This is a genomic window from Chelativorans sp. AA-79, assembly GCF_029457495.1.
Classification (GTDB): Bacteria; Pseudomonadota; Alphaproteobacteria; order Rhizobiales; family Rhizobiaceae; genus Chelativorans.
On record NZ_CP120361.1, the window covers coordinates 5,028,511 to 5,044,235 of the forward strand.

Annotated in this window: 13 protein-coding genes; all 13 read right to left on the reverse strand. The window is 61.8% G+C overall.

The annotated features are described in order from the left end of the window. Window positions 1-17: 17 nt before the first annotated feature. The gene (locus PVE73_RS24405; RefSeq protein WP_277364720.1) at window positions 18-1,589 is read right to left on the reverse strand and encodes a gamma-glutamyltransferase; all 1,572 of its coding nucleotides are present in this window, start codon (window positions 1,587-1,589) and stop codon (window positions 18-20) included. Further along, the gene (locus PVE73_RS24410) at window positions 1,589-2,836 is read right to left on the reverse strand and encodes an MFS transporter (RefSeq protein ID WP_277364721.1); all 1,248 of its coding nucleotides are present in this window, start codon (window positions 2,834-2,836) and stop codon (window positions 1,589-1,591) included. Before PVE73_RS24410 ends, PVE73_RS24405 begins: the two co-directional genes overlap by 1 nt. A 5-nt stretch (window positions 2,837-2,841) precedes the next feature. Continuing rightward, complete coding sequence (locus tag PVE73_RS24415) at window positions 2,842-3,585, reverse strand: SDR family NAD(P)-dependent oxidoreductase (protein WP_277364722.1); 744 nt, start codon at window positions 3,583-3,585, stop codon at window positions 2,842-2,844. Beyond that, window positions 3,582-4,574, reverse strand: coding sequence for an oligopeptide/dipeptide ABC transporter ATP-binding protein (locus PVE73_RS24420; RefSeq protein ID WP_277364723.1), 993 nt, complete (start codon window positions 4,572-4,574; stop codon window positions 3,582-3,584). Before PVE73_RS24420 ends, PVE73_RS24415 begins: the two co-directional genes overlap by 4 nt. Beyond that, on the reverse strand, window positions 4,571-5,629 hold the full coding sequence (locus tag PVE73_RS24425; protein ID WP_277364724.1) for an ABC transporter ATP-binding protein: 1,059 nt from the start codon (window positions 5,627-5,629) through the stop codon (window positions 4,571-4,573). The genes PVE73_RS24420 and PVE73_RS24425 overlap by 4 nt, the downstream gene beginning before the upstream one ends. Beyond that, window positions 5,626-6,468 (reverse strand): ABC transporter permease, encoded by an 843-nt coding sequence (locus tag PVE73_RS24430; protein ID WP_277364725.1) that lies wholly within the window; start codon window positions 6,466-6,468, stop codon window positions 5,626-5,628. The genes PVE73_RS24425 and PVE73_RS24430 overlap by 4 nt, the downstream gene beginning before the upstream one ends. After that, complete coding sequence (locus PVE73_RS24435) at window positions 6,465-7,469, reverse strand: ABC transporter permease (protein WP_277364726.1); 1,005 nt, start codon at window positions 7,467-7,469, stop codon at window positions 6,465-6,467. Before PVE73_RS24435 ends, PVE73_RS24430 begins: the two co-directional genes overlap by 4 nt. Before the next feature lie 64 nt (window positions 7,470-7,533). Continuing rightward, entirely contained in the window at window positions 7,534-9,090 is a 1,557-nt protein-coding gene (locus PVE73_RS24440) for an ABC transporter substrate-binding protein (RefSeq protein WP_277364727.1), read from the reverse strand. 67 nt (window positions 9,091-9,157) lie between these two features. Next, the gene (locus PVE73_RS24445) at window positions 9,158-10,051 is read right to left on the reverse strand and encodes a polysaccharide deacetylase (protein WP_277364728.1); all 894 of its coding nucleotides are present in this window, start codon (window positions 10,049-10,051) and stop codon (window positions 9,158-9,160) included. A 25-nt stretch (window positions 10,052-10,076) separates the two neighbouring features. Further along, window positions 10,077-10,829: an SDR family NAD(P)-dependent oxidoreductase gene (locus tag PVE73_RS24450; RefSeq protein WP_277367567.1), complete on the reverse strand. Its 753-nt coding sequence runs from the start codon at window positions 10,827-10,829 to the stop codon at window positions 10,077-10,079. Then, window positions 10,829-12,838, reverse strand: a complete 2,010-nt coding sequence (locus PVE73_RS24455; protein WP_277364729.1) for a hydantoinase B/oxoprolinase family protein — start codon at window positions 12,836-12,838, stop codon at window positions 10,829-10,831. The genes PVE73_RS24450 and PVE73_RS24455 overlap by 1 nt, the downstream gene beginning before the upstream one ends. Next, window positions 12,828-14,882, reverse strand: a complete 2,055-nt coding sequence (locus tag PVE73_RS24460; protein ID WP_277364730.1) for a hydantoinase/oxoprolinase family protein — start codon at window positions 14,880-14,882, stop codon at window positions 12,828-12,830. The genes PVE73_RS24455 and PVE73_RS24460 overlap by 11 nt, the downstream gene beginning before the upstream one ends. Then, entirely contained in the window at window positions 14,882-15,661 is a 780-nt protein-coding gene (locus tag PVE73_RS24465) for an IclR family transcriptional regulator (protein ID WP_277364731.1), read from the reverse strand. Before PVE73_RS24465 ends, PVE73_RS24460 begins: the two co-directional genes overlap by 1 nt. Window positions 15,662-15,725: the final 64 nt, after the last annotated feature.

The window sequence follows — 15,725 nt, forward strand, 5'->3', positions numbered from 1 at the left end:
GTGACGATCCTTACCCGTTAAGACATCTCATGGGCAGCATCGCCCCAAGGTGTCATGATCTCTGTACAGCCGCTATTCGAGACGCCTTCTCGCATCACGCCCGCCGGTACCGCAAAAGCGTACGGAAAGACGCTCCGCTTTGCAGTCTGCATCGGACATTGGCGCGCCAACTCTTCCAGCACATCGACGGGCAGATTTTCGTCGGCAACAACTAATCCTGCACCCGAGTTGTCAATCCGTGGATGGTGGAAGGCATCTTCGAGGCTCATATCGTAGTCCATGAGGAACGACAGCAAGTTGGCGACGGCAGGCATGATCTTCCGCCCCCCCGACGCACCGATCGCAAAACGTCGTCCGTTCTTCTCGCCGATAGTGGGGCAGACATTCATGAGACACTGCTTGCCCGGCATCAGAGAATTGACTTTGCCAGGCTCCGGGTCAAACCACATGATGCCGTTGTTAGCGAGGAACCCCGTCGATGGAGACACGATGTGCGAGCCAAAGATCGAGAGCAAAGTCTGCGTGACCGCCACCATGTTTCCGTGCCGATCGACAACGCTGAAATGGGTAGTCGACGTCGGTGCGTTTGCGGGATGAGCTGTATCTCCGGCATTTGCGAAACGTCTTCGATAAGCCTTCGTCAGACTATCTGCCAACACCGAATAGCTTTTCGCATCCGGCTCACCGCCGGGCGAGAAACCATTTTCCATTAGGCTAAGCGTATAAGCAAGGTCTGGACCCGCCGAAAGACCGCCTGGCGCATGCACCGTCCCACCCCGGTAAGTGGAGGAGATCGTTGGGATAAAGCCAGCACGATACCGTGCGAAATCATCGCGTTCGATGCGGCTGCCTTTGGCGTTGAGGTCTTTCACCATAGCAGCTGCGACATCGCCATCATAGAAGTCACGGCCGCCAGCTTGAGCAAGTCGGTCTAGCGTATCAGCCATCCTTTCCTGATTGAGCCTCGCCTGCGACAGGGTGGTCCAGCCAGAAACGTTTGGCCACTTCCCGTCGATGAGGAAGAGGTCGGCCGCATCTGGGTCGCGTGAGAGTTGGCGTGTTGCTGATGCAATGATGAGCGACGCGTACCAATCGATCAACATGCCTTTTCGAGCAAGAGCAATGCCAGGCTGAAGAAGCTCGCGCCAAGGCATTCTGCCGAAGTGCGCATGTGCTACAGACATACCATCGACGGTCCCCGGCACCGCAACAGCCGTGCCACCGAAAATGTTGCAGTCATCTTTGACTTTCGTCCAAGGGAAAAGGTCCGACGCCTTCCCACTGGGATCCAGAGGATAGTCCTCCAGTCTCAGACCTGATGGAGCGCGCATACCGAATTGCACTGTATGTGCCTGGCCTTCGTTCGCCCGCCAGACCATCATCATACCACCACCCAGGGGCCCGCTCATCCATGGCTCAACGACACCGATGGCAAAAGAAGTTGCGATTGCGGCATCTACTGCATCACCGCCAGCTCGCAGAACTTCAGCGCCTGCGATCGCGGCGAGCTTGTGCTGAGCTGCTACGACCCCACCAGCAGTCGGAATTACTTCCTTACGCACCATCTGGGTGGTGGAAAAATTGTTCATCAAGCCTTCCTCTCAGAATTAGTGAATGGTGAAGCGACGATCAGCAAAAGCGCGGCGGCAAATGGCATAGCGGCTGCGACAGCCAGACCGAATCCATAGCCGGCAACCGAAAAAATCCACTGGGCAATCAAGGGGCTGGCGACATATCCGGCGAACAGTACGAATGTGGCTGCCGACGTCATTTCGACAACTCTGCCGACCGGCGATATCCGTGCGAGCTCAGACATGAAGACGCCATTCCAGGAAATAACGGTAGCGCCCGCAATTGCAGAGATCGCGATGATGACGACTGCCGACGTGGTCGGACCGATCGCGGAGAGGGCAAGCATGGCGAAGCCCGAAGAGATGCATAGCCATAGGAGCATGGCGATCCCCCCACGCAGCCAGTCGGCCAACCAACCTGCGAAGACGCGCCCGACAATGCCGCCGATCTGTAGCACAGCGAAGGCAGCACCGGCCGAAGCGACCGAGTAGCCCTTCTGTTCACCGAGCAGGACCGGGAAATACGCTAGAAGGATGCCTTGAGCAGAACCGAGACCAAAACTCACAGCCACAAGCCTCCGCACCTTGGCATCGGTCGCAACAAGCTCAAGCATTGCGGCAGGAGCCATGATCAACGGCACCAGCTTTCTGCGACCAGTTGCGTTCTGATAGGTCATCGCTTCTTCGAAATTTCCTCGCCACAAGGCGAGGCCGAGCGCACCGGCGGCCGCAGTTCCCGCGGCGATCCAAAGCGCCAATGGGAGTCCGAAATTTATTGCGATCATGGGCAGCGCAAGGCCAGCGACAAGCCCTCCAAGTGGCACACCCGCCTGCTTGATCGAGAACGCCAGCCCACGCCGACGTTCAGGCGTTGCTCTCATAAGGATGTCGCTACCAGCAGGAGCCGAAGGCCCGTAGCCCAATCCAATGAAAAAGGCTGCCACTAGTATGATTGTCCATTCACCATTGAGGCAAAGCAGCACCGCTAAGCCGCTCAACAATGCTCCGACCTGCAGTTGTCTCAGGGAGGACAGACGTGAAACAAGTCGGGGGCCCCACAAGAAGAAGATCATGCTTCCAAAGCTGGTCGCAGCGGCCATCTGTCCGGCAGACGTTGCCGAGACTCCTGCCGCCGTTGTCAGTGGTATGGCGAAAAGTGGCAACACTCGAGTCGTCAGCGCAAGAATGGCTTGAATGCAGGTAATCGCAATAAGGATCGATCGCCAGGGCCGCTGAGTGTCAGCGCCTATCCCGGTCGGCTCCATCGACGTCAGGTGACCCACTGGAAGCCGTCAATCTTTATGTCTTGTCCTGTAAGAAAGCAGGGCTCGGATAGCGCAAGAAATGCGACTACTTGCGCCACATCGGCTGGGGTGCCGACGCGACCTGCAGCAATTCCGCGCACTAGTTCAGCCTCTCTGGCCCGGATCATGTCGTTGCTGCGTTCGGTCTTGATAACACCCGGACAGATGGCGTTGACCAAAATATCGGGTGCCAACTCCTTGGCCAGAGCTCGCGTCATGCCGAGAAGGCCAGCTTTGGCGGCTGTGTAAGAGAAATGACTGACTGCGCTCGTCACCCCGCCCGTATGGGCGTTGAGGGAGGACATGATAATTATGCGTCCGCCACCAGCCTGCTTCATGTGAGGTGCCGCAGCATGGATATAATTGAACGCACCTTTCAAGTTGATCGCAATGGTGCGATCAAATTCGTTCTCCGTGATCTCAAGGATCGATTTTGCATTCGACTTACCAGCATTGTTAAAGAGGATGTCGATCCGACCCCATTCGTTAATCACCCGCGAGACGATTTCCCCGGCGAGACGGTGCTCTGCGACATCAGCCTCGAACACGAGGGCACGCCGGCCAAGCGCCTCAATCTCACCTTTGGTGGTCTCGAGATCTTCAGCGATCAGGTCAACGAGTACAACGTCGACGCCGCGCGCTGCGAGTTCGAGGGCACAACCTCTGCCGATGCCTCTTCCACCACCGGTAATCAACGCGGTCTTGGTCATTCCGCCATTTCCTTTCGAGCCGGCAGGTTTCCGGCGAAATGACATGCCGCCGGATGTCCGCCGTCCTCGTTGAGCATGGGGTCGTCCTTGCGGCATATCGGTTGCGCATAAGGACACCGGCCCTGGAACCGGCAGCCCTTAGGAAGCTTACTGGCATCGGGCGGCTCGCCCTCGAGCCAGAAGCTCTCCGTCACACGCGGGCCGTTGATGCGGGGTATCGCCGCGAGCAGCGACTGCGTGTAGGGGTGGAGCGGATTGCGGAACAATGCGTCCGTCTCGCCGATCTCGACGATGCGGCCGAGATACATGACCGCGACCCGGTGGCACATCGACTGCACGACCGAGAGATCGTGGCTGATGAAGATGTAGGTCAGGTCGAACTGCTCACGCAGGCTGAGGAATAGCGCCAGCACCGTAGCCTGCACCGAGACGTCGAGCCCCGCGGTCGGCTCGTCGAGGATGACGACCCTCGGATTAAGCATCAATATCCGGGCCAAGCCGACGCGACGTTGCTGGCCGCCGGAGATCTCGTGCGGAAACAAATTGAGGTGTCCTGCCGGCAGGCCGACGGCCGCCAGGATCTCCTTGACCTTGGCGCGGCGTTCGTCTCGGCCGAGCTTCGTATGGATGACCCACGGTTCCTCGAGAGAGCGACCGATCCGCCAACGCGGATCGAGAGAGGCACCCGGATCCTGGTAGGCGTATTGCAGGCGGCTGCGCTGCGCTCTGGCCGCGCTTGGGCTTTGACCGGCGACATTGTTGCCTTCGAAAACGATGTCGCCGGACGTCGGGTTCTGGATGCCCATGACTGTTTTGCCGAGCGTGGACTTGCCGCAGCCACTTTCGCCGACTAGGCTGAAGATTTCGCCCTTTTTCACATCGAAGGACACGTCGTCGAGCGCCCTGATTTCGCCCCGCGTGCGGCCGAATGCGCCGCGAACCGGGAAGCGAACATTGAGATCGCTGATGGACAGGATGGGATCCGTCATTGCCGGGCCTCCGACGGTTCGAGCCGAGGTTCGACCAAGGGGTGATAGCAGCGCGCGAGATGCCCGGGCGCGAACGGCTCACGAGCCGGCCGTGTCTGGCATTCGGATGTGGCGCGGTCGCATCGCGGGGCAAAACGGCAGCCCGGCGGTGGCGCGTAGAAGCTCGGCAGTTCGCCAGGTATGCCGGTCATGCTTCCCGACCTGTCGGGGCGGCTGGCCAGCAGCTTACCTGTATAGGGATGCGCGGGCGCGTTGAAGAAGCTGTCGACGGGCGCGGTCTCGACATCCTGGCCGGCATACATGACCGTGATGCTGTCACAGATCTCATAGGCGGAACCGAGATCGTGCGTCGTAAGGAGGATGGCCACGCCGCGTTCGTTGGCAAGCCGTCGAATGAGGCCGAGAATCTGTGCCTGGATAGTGACGTCGAGCGCAGTGGTCGGCTCGTCGGCTATGATGAGCTGCGGCTGCGGCAGCAGCGCCATGGCGATCATCAGGCGCTGTCGCTGCCCGCCGGAGACCTCGTGCGGATACTTCTTGAGGATCTGGGCCGGCTGTGGAAGCTGGACGGCCGTCAACATTTCCATGACAAGCTCGCGGTCCCGGCGCCTGCGCGACCGCGAATAGGGCATCAACAGCGATGGCCAGGCACCAGGAACCTCCTCCTCGATGAGCGGCGATTTCCACTTCATCAGGTCGTCGATCTGCTCGCCGATCGACAGCACAGGATTGAGGCTAGTGAAAGGGTCCTGCGGGACAAAGGTGATCGCCCTGCCGCGGACATTGTCCTGTCGCCTCCGGTACGCCTTGCCCGAGGACAGCATGTCGGCATCGCCGAACCGGATCGTGCCCGAACGCACCTCCAGCGTGTTGCGCGGAAGGACGCCCAAGATTGACTGGGCAAGAGTCGTCTTGCCGCAGCCGCTCTCGCCGACCAGGCCCATGATCTCGCCCTCGGCCATCGACAGCTTGACGCCGTCCAGGACATGAGCGAAACCGTCGTCGCCGTGAAATCCGAGGCTGAGATCGTCGACAGATAGCAGGTCTGCGGTCATTTCGTTCCTCGCCTCGTCTTGGGGTCGAGAATGTCGCGCAGGCCGTCGCCGAGAAGGTTGAAGCCCATCACGACCATGAAGATGGCCAGGCCCGGTGCGGTGGCATACCACCAGGCGTCCGGTAGGAACTCACGCGATTCCGCGATGGTCCTGCCCCATTCGGGGGTAGGCGGCGGCGCCCCCAGGCCCAGAAAGCCGAGCGCGGCGGCCGTCAGGATGGTCGCGCCCATGCCGATCGATGTTCGCACGATGATCGCCGAGGCCGTGTTCGGCAGGATGTGCATCACCATCACACGGAAATCGGAGGCACCGAGCGCCTGGGCCGCCTCGACGAAGGTCTGGGCCTTCAGGGCACGCGTCTCGGCATAGACAAGCCGCGCCCAGAACGGCCAGTAGGTGAGCGATAAGGCCAGGATCACATTCTCGATCGAAGGCCCGAGCGTCTGCGCGATGGCGATCGCCAGAACGATCTGCGGCACCGCCAGGAACACATCCGAGCTGCGCATCAGGAGACCGCCGAGAAAGCCGCCGTAGTAGCCGGCTATCAGGCCGATCGGCACGCCGATGATCACGGCCGTTCCCACCGCAACGACCGCGATCATGATCGTGATGCGCGCCCCGAACATGAGTCTGCTGAAGATGTCGCTGCCCATCCGGTCGGTGCCGAACAGGTTCTCCGCGCTCGGCGGCTGAAGTCTGTTGGTAAGGTGAAACTGGCTGACGTCCTCCGGATGGGGCGCCAGCCATGGCGCAAAGATGGCCACCAACACCAGGAACAAGATGATCGCGGAACCGAAGGTCGCGGCCCGGTCCGACAGGAGTATCCGGACGACTTTCATTTGACGATCCTCGGATCGATGAAGGTATGGACGACGTCGACGATCAGGTTGATGCCGATGAAGACGATGCCGACCAGCAGGCTGAAGCCCAGGATGGCCTTGGTGTCGGACTGGAGGATCGACTGGACGGCGTAACTGCCGAGGCCCGGCCAGTCAAAGACCGCCTCCACCACCACGGCGCCGGCAAAGAGTGCGCCGAAGATCAGGCCGATCTGGGTGACCGTCGATATCAACGCATTGCGCAGAACATATTTCCAGATCACCACCGCTCGCGGGAAGCCCATCGCTGTCTCGTAGAGGACGTAATTGCTGTTGATCACCTCCAGCACGCCGGCCCGCGTGAAGCGCAGCAGCGTCGCCGCGGCGGGCAGTGCGAGCGTCAGGGCCGGCAGGGTCATGTGCCACAGGGTGAGGCGCAGACTCTCCCAGTCGCCCGTCAGGATACTGTCGATCACGAAGAAGCCGGTGACGTGCTCGGGACCGAACCCTGAGATGCGACCGTTGAGCGGCATCCAGCCGAGCCGGGTCGCGAAGAACATCTGCAGCTCCATGGCGAACCAGAAGCTGGCCACGGCGAGACCGGAGACGGACAGAACGCGCAGGAGCTGATCGACCCAGCTATTGGCCCGCACGGCCGAGACTACACCCAGCGGAACGCCGATCACGATAGCCAGCAGGATCGAACCCAGGGTCAATTCGAGCGTAGCGGGAAGGCGGCGCATGAGATCATCGGAAATCTCGCGCTGCGTGTAGAGGCTCCGGCCCATGTCGCCCGTCACCAGATCGCCCAGATAGATGGCGAACTGCACATAAAGTGGCTCATCCAGGCCGAGTTGCGCCCGTAACTGGGCGAGTTGGGCCTCCGTCGCGTTCTCTCCGGCGATGATGCGTGCGGGATCGGTCGGAACGACATTGGCGATCAGAAAGACCACGACGATCAGACCGAGCAAAGTCGGCACAAACCAGACGAGCCGGGATACGACTATCTCCAGTCGTCGCATGACACACCTCAGGCTTGGTCTGCGGCGTCAAAGCCGCAGACCGGTTGGCGTTGTCGAACCAGGTTCAGTCGGCGAAATACGCCCAGCGCATGTCCTGACCGTTGCCGATCGGGCTGAAGCGAACCCCTTCGACCCTATTCGAGTACGGTCCGTACCACTTCGTATTGTAGATCCAGATGCCGGCGGCATCCTCATAGACGATGCGTGTCGCCTCCTCGTAGAGCTCTTTGCGCTTCTCCTGATCGGTGGTCTTGAGTGCCTCCTCAATCAGCGCGTCCGCCTCTGGATTGTGGTAGCTGGAGACGTTGCGGGTCGGGGCGTAGCGCGAGCCGTACTGCTCGCCAATCCAGTTGTTGGGATCAGCGTAGTAGGTGCTCTTCCAGTACGGCACCATGTCGTACATGGTGTCGGGGTTCTGCATGTTGCTGCTGACGACCGGCCACGGGTCGTTCTGAATTTCGACTTTCAATCCAAGCTGGTTGAGCGAGTTCTGCAGGAGAGCGGCCGCCTGCTCGGTCTCGCTGAAGCCCGCCAAGGTGCCGATCTTCAGCGTGCGGATCTCTTCGCCCGGATGCGCGGCCTTGTAGGCATCCAGATATTCCTTAGCCTTCGCCAGATCATAGCTGTAGCCTGGGACATCAGGCGCGCCCCACATATTGTTGGGCACGATGGTCGGATTGCGCGACACCGTGTCCTGCATGATGGCGCTGATATAGCCGTCATAGTCGAAGGCGTGGGCCATCGCCTTGCGGAATTTGATGTCGTCGAACGGTGCGCGCCCGTTGTGCATGGCGAAGTGGAAGACGCGCATCGATTCCTCTTCTATGATCTTCACATTGTCTGCCTCGCGCAGGCGCTTCACCTGGTCGGGCGCGAGATACCCGTCGAGCCCGTGATAGTCGCCGCGCAGCAGGCCTTGGATGCGGGTGTTGGTCTCCACGACCGTGCGGAATTCGATCTCGTCGAAATACTTTTCACCCCAGCCGGCGAAGTGGTCCTCGAAACGCTCGCCGACGAATCCGATCGCGGGATCATAGCGCTTCAACGTGAACGAGCCCGTGCCGGCAATGTGGTCGATTAGGTAGGCTTGGCCCCAGTCGCCGTCGACCTCGTTCTCTTTCACCACGTCGGAATTGACGACGTAGATGTCGGAGACCATCGCGCCGAAGATTGCCGAAGGCTCCTTCAGCGTGAATTCGACCGTATGCTCATCAATTGCCTTCGTGGAGCCTGGCTCCAGGACCGGCAGGAACAGCGCGCCGGCGCCGCGGCCAAGCGCCAGCATACGCTCGACCGAATAGACGACGTCGTCGGCCGTCATCATGGAACCGTCGTGGAACGGGACATCGTCGCGCAGCTTGAACGTCCAGGTCAATCCGTCCTCGGAAATCTTGTGGCTCGTGGCCAGCCAAGGGATGAGCTCGGGCGGATTGTCGACCCAGCGGTAGAGCCCGTCATAGAAATTCAGACGCGTGGCGACCCGCGCCACGTCGTTGACCGTGTGGGGATCAAGCGTGTCATACGCGCTGTTGTTGGCACGCACATATCGATCCTGCGCCAGTGCAACTGACGCCGTGCCGAAGGCCAACGCCGCTATCAGGGCCATCACTGATAATCTCATCGTAATCCTCCTCTGGATGTTGATTGTAGTTTCTTCTTGTTGGGCGCAGCTCAGCCGCTGTGCCAGTTCACTGCGATGCGGTGCGGGCGTGCCTGACAATGTCGGCATGGGTGGCGAACCACGCACCGCCCCTGTCCCGGATGTGGTCGATCAGCACCTCCAGAATCCACATGCGCGAGCGGTAGCCGATGACATGCGGGTGCATGGTCAGCTGGAAAATCCCGCCCTCGGCATGGGCCGCGTCAAATTCCCGCCGGAAAATGTCGAGCACGGCTTCGGGCGGCGTGTAGGGCCGCAAGGCGCTGAAGCGGTTTATGTTGAAGTAGACAGCGTCGTCGCGGATCCACTCGACGGGGAGTTCCACGACGCCGGTGTCCTCCCCGTCGAGCAGCAATGCGTGACAGTCGATATCGGCCATCAGCGAGCTGTCGTAGATCAGACCCATGTCGCGCGTGATCTCGAGCGTCACATGCGAGAAATCCCACGAGGGCGTGCGGATGCCGACCGGGCGCACCCCGGCGATCTTCTCCAGACAATCGGCCGACCGCATCTGCAGGTCCCGCTCGACATCGGCCGGCAGGATCGAGTTGCGCTCGTGGATCCAGCCGTGGATGCCGACCTCATGACCGTTATCTGCAAAGCAGCGTGTCTCATCGGGATAGAGCTGGGCAACGACGGCCGGCACGTAGAAGCTCGCCTTGATGTCGTGACGGCCAAGCAGCGACATGATACGCGGAATGCCCTGGCGGTTGCCGTACTGGCCGCGGCTCATGGCGCCGATCGACTTGCCCCCGTCGCGAAGCTCGTTGGTCTCATGATCGACATCAAAGGAAAGCGCCACCGCGCAGCGCGCACCGCCGGGCCAAGAAGCCGGGCGATAGCTTCGCCCTGCCCTCACACGGTCGACCTTGCTCCGCCATTCGGCCTCGCTCCACTCCCAAGGATTTTTCTCGTCCGACATGACTTCCTCGATTGCTTCAGGGATCTCAGGGGAAGGGGTGCCCCGTTACCGGGAGAACCTGACCCGTTATCCAGCTCGCCTGACTGGAGGAGAGAAACAGCACTGCCGATGCGATGTCCTCCGGCTCGCCGAGGCGGCGCATGGCGATTCCTTCGAGCATGCGTTTCTGCCGCTCCGAGCCGTAGGACTGCCACTGCCGCTCGTAGTCGGGACTCGTGCGCAGGAAACCCGGGGCGACCGAATTGCAGGTGATACCGTGCGGGCCCAATTCGAGCGCGAGTTGGCGCGTGAGGCCGATCAGCCCGTGCTTGGCCGAACAATAGGACTGGATACCGGTCAAGCTGGGACGCAGGCCCGCGCCGGACGATATGGTGACGATGCGACCTGATCCCCTGGCCTTCATCGAGGGAACGACAGCTCGCACCACATGCAGGGCGCTCATGACGTTGCTGTCGTAGATCGCCATCCAGTCGTCGTCGGTGACCTCTTCGATCGGGCGCGGCGACTGGCCGCGGACTCCGCCGGCGACATGGATCACGACATCGGGCGCAAGGCTGCCGACGGCTTTCCGCACCGCCCTGTCGTCGGCAAGGTCCAGCGCCGCGGTGATCAGCGGCTTGTCTGGATGGAGCCGTGCCAACGCCTCGAGTTCCTCTTCTAGAATGTCCGCCGCCGTCACCTTCGCTCCGGCATCGAGGAAGCCGGCAACGATCGCCGCGCCGATGCCCCTGGCGGCACCGGTGACGAACACGACCTGATCGTCGAAGGCGATCCGCATCACTCAGCCGCCTCCCTGGCGTAGTAGCTCGCGAGTTGGGGAAGCTGGCCGGTCAGGTGGTCGAGCGCGACTCGCACTTCCGATCCATCGCCACGGCGTTGCTCGGGCGCCATGCCGGCCACCTGCTTGAAGACACCGCGCTTGACGAAATGCCGCCAGTTGAGGGGAATCTGCGACAAGGCACGATTGAGTTCCGCATAGTTCGCATCCGTCCAGATGCGCTCGAAGGCCATGCGGCTCTCATTGTAGGAATAAACTGCGGACGTTTCCGCCTGGCGGCGCGACGCCCGCAACGACCGCGTCGCGACGTCGTCGACCTCTCCGTTCGAGATCACCACGCCATATTCGGTCGCCGCCGCCTCGGCCGAGACCGTGCCCCGGCACACGTCGCGCAGGACGATCTCCGGCGGCCGCGACAGCGGATCGCCGAAACCGGCGCCACCGCCAGAGGTCAGATTGACGAGATCGCCCGGCTGGACAACCACGACATCGGTGTTGCCGAGGTCGACGGTCTCGCCGTCTGCCGTATAGCGCGTGAAACTGGAGGTCTGTCCGGCCTTGCCGCCGCTGCCGCCCCAGGCCGCGAAGATCGACCGATCCCGGTTGCGTGCAGTCACCACCGAATCCGGCGCGAAGACCTCGAATTCCAGGACGGTCGCCAGGCCGCCCCGGGCAAGTCCGGCGCCGCCACTGTCGCGCACCAGCCCGTATCGGTGTATCTTGATCGGCACTTCGGCTTCGTTGATCTCCACCGGCGTGTTCTTCAGGAAGGCGCTATTGGCACCCGACCCGTCCGACCCGTCGCCGAGCGCCGAGCCGCCGGCCCCGCCGACTACGGGGTTGATCGAGGCCATGGCGATCTTGCCGGTCCTGTTGTCGACGGTCTTGACGTTGACGATGCCGCCGCCGCCGGCCGGGCCGACCGGCAGACGATCAGGCGCGGCTGCGTGGAAGGCGCCCATGATGACGCCCTGCAGACGGTTGCAGGTCAGCGAGCGCATCCCGACCGCCGCGGGCTCCTGCGGGTTGAGGATGGTGCCGGTAGGCACGACGCATTCGGCCGCACGCAGGATGCCGCCATTTAGCGGGATGCTGGGGTCGAGCGTGTAGAGGCAGTAATTGTAGCCCACCATCAAGAGGATGTGCCGCGGGTTGCCTCCCGTCGGCATGTTGAGCGCCGACTGCAGTTGCGGATCGGACCCGGTGAAGTCCATAATCACCCGATCCCCACGGATACGCAGGGTGAGTTCCAGCCGGGCTGGGATTCCGGACGGTCCGTCCTCGTCGAGATAGTCGACAAAGCGGTAGTCGCCGTTCTCGAGGCCGGAGATCACCTGGCGGGCACGGGCCTCACCGACGTCGAGCAAATCCTGAATGCCGTCGCGCACGACATCGATCCCGAACTTGCGGATCATCTCGTGCATCTTGCGCTCGCCGGTATTGACGGCCGCGATCTGCGCCTTGAGGTCACCCCAGTTCTGATCGGGCATCCGGACATTCAGCATCATCGTGTCCACAAGCTGCTGATTGAGGACGCCGTGGCTATAGAGCTTCGTCGGCCTGAACCGGATCCCCTCCTGATGGACCTCGGTATTGGCGCGTGACAACGAGGCGGGGACGGCGCCACCCATGTCGGTATTGTGAATGTGGCCGACCGCAAAGGCGACGATCTCGCCCGCCCAGAAGATCGGCTTCCAGATGTGCAGGTCGGGCGTATGCGTGCAGACGAACCCGCTATAGGGATCGTTGGTCACGCAGATGTCGCCCTCCTCATATTCATCGATCAGCGACAGAGCCCCGGCATAGTCGAGGCCGATGAACCAGGTCGCACCGAGATCGCGCGGGCTGGCAAAGGTCGTCCCCTGCGGAGTGACGAGCCCGGTCGTGAAGTCCTCCGTTTCCTTGACGAAGGTCGAATGGGCCGTGCGGAACAGCGTGTAGGCCATGCTTTCGGCGACCGCCTGCGCATGGTTCTCCAGAACCTTGAGCGTGACGGGGTCAATGCGCATTCCAGGCTCCGCGGGTCAGGATCAGGTTCGCGAAAGCGTCCACGCGGCCGGCGAACCCCTCCGGCACGATGGTGGTCGTGTCGTTTTGGGCGATGACGCAGGGGCACTCGAAGCGGGCGCCCGCGGTCAACTGCTCCCGGTGATAAAGGGCGATCTGTCGGCTTTGCCCGTCGAGATGAACCTGGATCATTCTCTCCGGCGCGACCTGCCGCTCATCGAGAGGCGCCACCGGTAGGACCGGCTTGGCCGACTGTCCCTTGACGACCATGTTAAGCGCGATGATCTGGATAGCGGCCTTCTCGTCGGCATGCCCGTAAAGACGCAGGTGCTCCGCGTCGAAGGCCGCCCTGATCGCGGCGAGATCGCCCAATGCTATCGACGCGGGATCGAGCGCGACCTCGATCTCGAAGCTCTGGCCGCGATAGCGCATCTCGGCGGAGGGCAGGAAGGATGGCTCGCCGCGATAGCGTTGCTCCTCCTCGATCCAGCAGCGTGCGCGCTCCTCGAGTTGGGCGAGCTCGGCCTGCATGCGTTCGATGTTCTCTTCTGCCAGGTCGTAGTAGGCCGTCGAGGTGAAGTCGTTGCGGACGTCCGCGGTCAGTCCCCCAAGCGCGGACAGCACGCCCGGCGCCGGCGGCACGATGACCTCGTTGATACCCAGTTGCCTAGCCAGGAAGCAGGCCATCATCGGCCCGCCCCCGCCGAAGGCGAGCAGGCTGAATTCAGATTCGCCGACGCCGCGGCGCGAACACAGCTTGCTGACCTCGCGATACATGCCCGAGACCGCGATGCCGACGATACCTTCGGCCGTCTCTTCGACGCTGCGGTCGAGTTCCGCAGCGAGCGGCGCGATCGCCGCGACCGCTTTTTCGCGGTCGATCTGCACCATTCCGTAGCCGACCGAGCCGAGGTCGACCAAGCCCATGGCGACAAAGGCGTCGGTGATGGTCGGCTCGCTGCCGCCGCGGCCATATGCAGCCGGCCCGGGCGTGGAGCCTGCACTTTCCGGCCCAACCCGCAACATGCCCGCGCCGTCGACGCGCGCAATCGAGCCGCCGCCCTCGCCGATCGAGGTGACAGAAACCGTGGGCACGAAAAGCGGAAAGTCGCCGATGATCTCGGCGGCGCCGAACCCGGGCTCGCCGTCCTCGATGATGGCAACGTCAGCGCTCGTCCCGCCGATATCGAGGCTGAGGACCCTCTGCGCCCCGGCGGCCTTGGCCACATAGGCCGCGCCCATCACCCCGGCGGCCGTTCCCGAAAGAAGCATGTCGACGCACGCCGACTTACCGAGTTCGGCCGACATCACGCCGCCGTTCGACTTGGTGACCATCGCCTCCGGCGCGACGCCAATCCCTCGCAGCGCCTCCTGCAGCGCGCCGAGATAGCGCGCGACGCGCGGCTGGACGTAGCCGTGGATAACGGCAGTGGAGGTGCGCTCGTATTCGCGGATGATCGGTCGGACCCGGTGCGAGCAGTAGACGTGAAGGTCGGGCGCCATGCGCTGCACGGCTTCGGCGGCTTCGGCCTCGTGAACAGGATTGCGGTAGGAATGGAGAAAGGAGATCACGACGCCCTCGCCGCCAACGGCCCGCACCTTGTCGATCGCAGATTTCAGGCTCTCGTGATCGAGCGGCGTGTCGACGCTACCATCGGTGCGGAGACGCTCGCGGACGCCGAAGACGCGATCGCGCGTAACCAGAGGCTCTTGCCTGGCCGACAGCAGGTGGTAGGGATCAGGCATCTTCAGTCTGGCGAGTTCCAGAACGTCGATGAAGTTCTCGGTCGTCAAAAGGCACAGCCGGATGCCCCTGCGCATGATGATGGAGTTGATGCCGACGGTCGTGCCATGCGTGAAATAGCTGATGTCGCCGGGCGCGATGCCGTGACGCTCTTTCAGGACGCGCAGCCCCTCGACCACTTCTCGGCCCGGCGTCGCAGGTGTCGAAAGTACCTTGACGGTTTCAATCCGCCCACTTTCTTCGTGGAATGCACAGAAGTCAGCGAAGGTGCCGCCAATATCCACACCAACACGATACCCCATTATTTCTTAGCCCCTATGTTCGTGTCGGGCGCGTATCCCAGTTTGGCGCTAAGCTCTGTTGCTGCCGCTAGCACGCATGCGAGCATCTCGGACTTGCGTAGCTCATAGCGCTGTGTAACCGTCGCAATATCCAGAACGGCGACGACCCTCCCGGCACGATCGCGCACAGGCGCAGCTATGCCACAACCACCGATCGTGTACTCTTCTTCGATGATGCCGTAGCCCCGTTGCCGGATATCCTCCAAGACGAGGCGAATTGCAGACTCCTCAGTCAGAGTCTTATCCGTAAACCGGCGAAGTTCGGTCCGTTCAAAGTAGGCATCTACTTCCTCTGGCGACGCATAGGCCAGAAGTACACGCCCCATCACAGAGGCATAGCCTGGAAGGGCCTCATTTCCCGAGTCATACCGAATAGGTTGTCGGCTAACCACTTTGTGGACCAGCCTAGCATCGTGGTTAGCGTCACGTATCGACAAGAACACCGTTTCACCGCTCGCATCACGAGCAGCGGTCATGATGGGAATCGCATGACGCCGAAGTACAGCTTCGAACCCTCCGATCCAGTTGAAGCCGTCTCGGAAGGAGTCGACCAAGGCATATCGATCACCATCATCGCGCACGACATAGCTTCTGTTCACGAGCGTAGCCAATAAGCCATGGAGGCTGCTCTTTGGGTAGCCGAGCGACACAGCAATCTCGTTGAAGCGCATTGGCCGCTGGTTCATCGACAGCAATTCCAAGAGGTCCAACACCCGCTCCGCAGACTTGACATTGTTCATGTATGTGAACTCGATTCATATTTGTGTTTAGCATGACGTATCGGTAGCTTATGTCAACCGGCCT

Bases quoted from the DNA above. Each gene is read 5' to 3' on its own strand.
- PVE73_RS24405 (WP_277364720.1), bottom strand. From the start codon at position 1,589: ATGAACAATTTTTCCACCACCCAGATGGTGCGTAAGGAAGTAATTCCG.
- PVE73_RS24410 (WP_277364721.1), bottom strand. From the start codon at position 2,836: ATGGAGCCGACCGGGATAGGCGCTGACACTCAGCGGCCCTGGCGATCG.
- PVE73_RS24415 (WP_277364722.1), bottom strand. From the start codon at position 3,585: ATGACCAAGACCGCGTTGATTACCGGTGGTGGAAGAGGCATCGGCAGA.
- PVE73_RS24420 (WP_277364723.1), bottom strand. From the start codon at position 4,574: ATGACGGATCCCATCCTGTCCATCAGCGATCTCAATGTTCGCTTCCCG.
- PVE73_RS24425 (WP_277364724.1), bottom strand. From the start codon at position 5,629: ATGACCGCAGACCTGCTATCTGTCGACGATCTCAGCCTCGGATTTCAC.
- PVE73_RS24430 (WP_277364725.1), bottom strand. From the start codon at position 6,468: ATGAAAGTCGTCCGGATACTCCTGTCGGACCGGGCCGCGACCTTCGGT.
- PVE73_RS24435 (WP_277364726.1), bottom strand. From the start codon at position 7,469: ATGCGACGACTGGAGATAGTCGTATCCCGGCTCGTCTGGTTTGTGCCG.
- PVE73_RS24440 (WP_277364727.1), bottom strand. From the start codon at position 9,090: ATGAGATTATCAGTGATGGCCCTGATAGCGGCGTTGGCCTTCGGCACG.
- PVE73_RS24445 (WP_277364728.1), bottom strand. From the start codon at position 10,051: ATGTCGGACGAGAAAAATCCTTGGGAGTGGAGCGAGGCCGAATGGCGG.
- PVE73_RS24450 (WP_277367567.1), bottom strand. From the start codon at position 10,829: ATGCGGATCGCCTTCGACGATCAGGTCGTGTTCGTCACCGGTGCCGCC.
- PVE73_RS24455 (WP_277364729.1), bottom strand. From the start codon at position 12,838: ATGCGCATTGACCCCGTCACGCTCAAGGTTCTGGAGAACCATGCGCAG.
- PVE73_RS24460 (WP_277364730.1), bottom strand. From the start codon at position 14,882: ATGGGGTATCGTGTTGGTGTGGATATTGGCGGCACCTTCGCTGACTTC.
- PVE73_RS24465 (WP_277364731.1), bottom strand. From the start codon at position 15,661: ATGAACAATGTCAAGTCTGCGGAGCGGGTGTTGGACCTCTTGGAATTG.